Raw genomic sequence first — 4,553 nt, 5'->3', positions numbered from 1 at the left:
TCAGCGCGAGGCCAGCGCCTTCTCGCGGATGGCGCCGAGGCTCATGCCCGGCAAGATCGCATCGACCGAAATCTTCAGATGGATGATCGCGGGAAGCCCCGAAGCCCGCGCCGCCGCGAGGGCGGCCGGAAAATCCTCGGTCTTCTCCACTGTCGCGCCGAATCCGCCGAAGACGCGCGCATAGCCGGCGAAATCGGGATTGCGCAGGTCGGTCGCGCAGACCCGGCCCGGAAAGTCCCTTTCCTGATGCATGCGGATCGTCCCGTAGCTGGCATTGTCGCAGACGATGCAGATGATCGGCAGCCCGTACTGGACGGCGGTGGCGAATTCCTGCCCGTTCATCAGAAAGTCGCCGTCGCCGGCGAACGCGATCACGGTGCCCTCGGGATGGAGCCGCTTCATCGCCACGGCCGCGGGCACGCCGTAGCCCATCGAGCCGGAGGTCGGGGCGATGTGGGTGGCGAGGCGGCGGAAACGGTAGAAGCGGTGGATCCAGGCCGCGTAATTGCCCGCCCCGTTGCAGATGACGGCATCCTCGGGAAGCGTCTCGCGCAGATGGATCATGACGCGGCCGAGATTCACGGGGCTCGGCTGGGGCGTCTCGTGCTCGCTCCAGGCGAGATAGTCGGCATGGGCGGCGCGGGCCTCGCCCGCCCAGGCCGGGGCGGTGGGCGGCGGCAAGCGCGCGAGCGCGGCGGCCATCCGCGATGGCGCGGCGTTGATCGCGAGGTGCGGGACATAGACCCGGCCGATCTCCTCCGGGCCGGGATGGATATGGACGAGCCGCGTGCGCGGGTTCGGAATGTCGAGTAGCGTATAGGTCTGGCTCGCGACCTCGCCGAGGCGCCCCCCTAAGAGGATCAGAAGATCGGCGGCCTTGACGCGGGCGACGAGCTTCGGATTGGCGCCGAGGCCGACATCGCCGGCATAGTTCGGATGGAGGGGGTCGAAGAGCGGCAGGCGGCGATAGCTCGTTCCGACCGGCAGGTCGAAATTCTCCGCGAAGCGGCGGATTTCGGCATAGGCCGCCTCGCTCCAGCGGCTGCCGCCCAGAAGGAGAAAGGGACGGCGCGCCTGCGACAAGAGGGCGGCGAGATGCTCGAGATCCTCCGCCCCCGGCGCGGCCTCGACGGGAACGAAGGGCCGGGCGAGAGGCCCAGTCAGGTTCTCCTTCAGCATGTCCTTCGGCAGCGCGGCCACGACCGGGCCGGGGCGGCCGGCGGTCGCGGTGTGGAAGGCGCGCGAGACGTATTCCGGCACCCGCTCCCCCGCCTCGATCTCCGTCGCCCATTTGGCGAGAGGGCCGAAGACGGCGCGGTAATCGAGTTCCTGCCACGCCTCGCGGTCGCGCAGGCCGCGCTCGACCTGGCCGACGAACATGATCATCGGCGTCGAATCCTGCTGCGCGATATGGATGCCGGCCGAGGCGTTCGTCGCGCCGGGGCCGCGCGTGACGAAGCAGATGCCGGGCCGGCCCGTGGCCTTGCCGTGGGCTTCCGCCATCATCGCCGCTCCGCCCTCCTGGCGGCAGACCGTGATCGCGATGCCGGAATCGGACAAGGCGTCGAGCACGGGCAGGAAGCTCTCCCCGGGCACGGTGAAGACGTGGCGCACGCCGTTGGCGACGAGCTGGTCCACGAGCGCCTGCGCCGCGCTGCGGGGAACCGGCGGGGGGCTGCCGGCGGGATCCTCGTGGTCCAGGTCCTCGTGGTCCATGTCCTCTCCTGGGGCGTGTCGGGTGTCGCGGGCGTCGCCTCTACGTCCCGAATATCGCCGTTTCCGTGTAGGAGAGGTCTCCGCAGCGCGGAATCTCGGGGCCGCGCGCGTATTTCGGCATGCGTCCCGGCAGGAAACGTCCTGGCAGGCCGGGGATCGGCCCCGGCGCGTCGGCGAGCAGGACGAGGAGTCCGTGCCGGGCGAGCGCCCGCCCGACCGCGCCCGCGCAACGCCGCCAGTCCGTGCCCTCGGCGCAATAGACGAGCTGGGCGACGGGCAGGCGCCGGACCGTGCGGCGGGCGAAGACCAAGGGATGGGCCCGCCCGTCCAGGACGCACCAGAGCGCGACGCATCCCATGGCCCGGTGCTGTTCCACGAGGAGACGCTCCGCGGGATCGACGGCGGCGCCCGCGGGGGGCTCCTCTTCGCCCGCGCCCCGCCTTCCGAGGGCGAGCAGCGGCAGGGCGGCGACGACGCCGCCGGTATAGCGGCGGAATCCCTGCGCCTCGATGATGGGCCAGGTATGCCGCTCCGGGCTGATGTTCAGATAGGTGACGGAGCGGTCGCGGAGCGCGGCGCTGACGAGCATCTGCCCGTAGCGGCGATAGCCCTCCTCGAGATACCAGCTCGAGAGATTGCAGCGCGTCCCGCCGGGGCTCCAGATCGTCAGGAGGACGCCGACGGGAACGTCGCCGTCCTCGATCAGGAAGCCGGGAGCGGGCAGCCCCTCCGTCTCGTGCCAGGTCCTGGTCCGGGCCAGCGCCTGTCCCCATCCGGCGGCGGAGAGCGCGGGGAAGCCCCGCGCCAGGAGGAGCGAGAGCCCGCTTTCGTCGTGCGGCGCGATCCTGCGGCATCGCACCGTGCCTCGCCGCGGTGATGCCGCTTCCGTCTTGGTGGCGGAAGCGGCTGCAACGGTGGCTGCGCTCATGGCATGCATCTCGGCTTGCTCCCCTCGTCCCGGATTTGGACGCCCGCCGTGCGGATCCGGGACGAGGACATGCCACGACCGGACAGCTTTCCCTGCTTTCGGCGGGGCCTTGCAATTGCAGGAGCGGGCCGGGAGCGCCGCGGCGGCGACGAAGATGGGACAGGGACGCGCGGTTTCGGGAAAATCGAGCCCGAAGCCGTCCGGCTTTCGGTCGCATCGTCGTCGGATCGTCCGCGCTCCCGGAGGCGGTGGCGAAATTCATGCGGATCGTCGGATGCTGACCACGCGAAGCAGATCGGCCCTGGCGGCGGCCTGGGACGGCTTGAAGGGGGAGCCCGGCGCGTCCGCCGGCGGTTTCGGCCGGCGTTTCGCCGTGGTCCTGACGGGCGAGCTGACCCAGTCCCTGTTTCATTTCGTGCTCAATATCGTCCTCGTCCGGACGCTCAGCCTGCACGATTACGGACTCTTCGCGATCGTCTTCACCAGCGGGGCGGTGGGCATCGCCTATATCCGGGCCCTCGTCGCCGTGCCGGCGACCTTGTTCCTGTCGCGCAGCCTCGGCCGTCCCGCCGAGCGCGGCTATGACGTGGTGTTCGGCTCGGGCGCCCTGGCCGTCGCCTCCGCCATGGCGGTGGCGGCGACGGCGGCCCTGGCGCCCGCCATCGGCTGGGGCGCGCTGGCGGGTGGCGCCTTCGTCGGGCTCTACGCCTTCCGCAGCTATCTCCGTATCGTCCTGCTCGCGCGCAAGGCGTCGCGGATCGCGAGGGTCAGCGACCTCGTCTATGCGGTGCTGGGCCTGTGCTTTGCGCTTCTGATCCTGCGCGACAATCGCGCGGTGCTCCTCACGCATGCGTTCCTGGCGCTGGCGATCGCCCATGCCGTCGGGATCGGCGTATCCTTCGCCGCTTTGCGCGAGCCCGTCCGGGTGACGTTCCGGCGGAGCCTGTGGCGGCGCTATCTCGCCCTGTGGCGGACGCTGCTCTGGTCCCTCACCGGCGTCACCAGCATCACCGTGCAGGGCCAGGGCCTGACCCTGGCCTTCGCGACGCTCGTCGGCCCGGCCGCCTATGCGCCGATCGCCGCGACGCTTGTCCTCTTCGCCCCGCTGCGCATTCCGACGAACGCCCTCACCAACATGGTCCTGCCCGAGATCACGGGGCTTCTCGCCTCGGGGCAGGGACGGGCCGCCAACCGCCTCGTGGTCCGCTCGACCGTGCTGGTCGCGCTCGCGTGCCTCGCCTACGGAGCATGCATGTGGGTGCTGCTGCCGGTGATCGAGCACGAATTGTTCCGCGGCCGCTTCAACCACGAGCCGATGAACTGGATCGGGTTCGGGGTGTGGGGCATCGTGACGATCTCGCTGCTCTATGCGATCCCGCGCGCCTACCTGGAAGCCTGCGCCGCCTTTCGGACGATCGCCACGGGAGCCATCGTTGCCGCCGCCCTCGGCTTCGTCATCATGATCCCGATGCTGCTGACCCTGCCTCCGGTCCTGGCCCTGGCGGGGCTGGCCGCCTCGGAGCTGGCGACGGCATTGTGGTCCGGCCACGCCTTCCGCTCTCTCTCCCGGTCCGGCGATCGCCCCGTCCTGGACGCGGTTTCCGCGATGGCCGAGGCGGCGGCGCCGACAGGCGGAGCGCATCGCCAAGGGGAAACGAGGGACGGCCGCCCGTCCCGAAGCCACCTGCGCTGGCCGCTTCTTCGGAAGGGCGCGGCATCGGCTCCCCATACGCTGCATTCGAGGCTTTCATGAACGCTCTTCCCTGCGCCATGGATCAGTCGGACGTCGACGCCGCCTTGCTGAAACAGGCGATGCGGCGGCTCGTGGGCGGAGTGGTCGTGGTCACGGCGGGCAGCGGGGAAGAGCGGGTCGGGCTCACGGCGACGTCGGTGACGTCCCTGTCCGTCG

3 protein-coding genes and 1 pseudogene are annotated in these 4,553 nt (G+C 70.6%); 2 read left to right on the top strand and 2 right to left on the bottom strand.

The genetic code is table 11. From position 1 onward, the window contains the following. On the bottom strand, positions 1-1,716 hold the full coding sequence (locus tag PKD06_RS04220; protein ID WP_324377911.1) for a thiamine pyrophosphate-binding protein: 1,716 nt from the start codon (positions 1,714-1,716) through the stop codon (positions 1-3). Positions 1,717-1,756: 40 nt separating this feature from the next. Beyond that, on the bottom strand, positions 1,757-2,644 hold the full coding sequence (locus tag PKD06_RS04215; RefSeq protein ID WP_324377909.1) for an acyl-CoA acyltransferase: 888 nt from the start codon (positions 2,642-2,644) through the stop codon (positions 1,757-1,759). A 274-nt stretch (positions 2,645-2,918) separates the two neighbouring features. Between PKD06_RS04215 and PKD06_RS04210 the strand changes: the two genes are divergently transcribed. Then, positions 2,919-4,397: a hypothetical protein gene (locus PKD06_RS04210; protein WP_324377908.1), complete on the top strand. Its 1,479-nt coding sequence runs from the start codon at positions 2,919-2,921 to the stop codon at positions 4,395-4,397. Further along, positions 4,394-4,553, top strand: a pseudogene (locus PKD06_RS04205) (flavin reductase); the annotation flags it as partial. The gene PKD06_RS04210 and the pseudogene PKD06_RS04205, both read left to right, overlap by 4 nt.

The organism is Enterovirga sp. (assembly GCF_035325185.1).
Classification (GTDB): Bacteria; Pseudomonadota; Alphaproteobacteria; order Rhizobiales; family Beijerinckiaceae; genus Enterovirga.
The sequence above is the reverse complement of the archived record's forward strand: the minus strand, read 5'-3'. Positions and strand labels throughout refer to the sequence as shown.

What these genes read in the sequence shown, in the direction of transcription:
- PKD06_RS04215 (WP_324377909.1), bottom strand. Translation starts at nt 2,644, where the DNA reads ATGAGCGCAGCCACCGTTGCAGCCGCTTCCGCCACCAAGACGGAAGCG.
- PKD06_RS04220 (WP_324377911.1), bottom strand. Translation starts at nt 1,716, where the DNA reads ATGGACCACGAGGACCTGGACCACGAGGATCCCGCCGGCAGCCCCCCG.
- PKD06_RS04210 (WP_324377908.1), top strand. Translation starts at nt 2,919, where the DNA reads ATGCTGACCACGCGAAGCAGATCGGCCCTGGCGGCGGCCTGGGACGGC.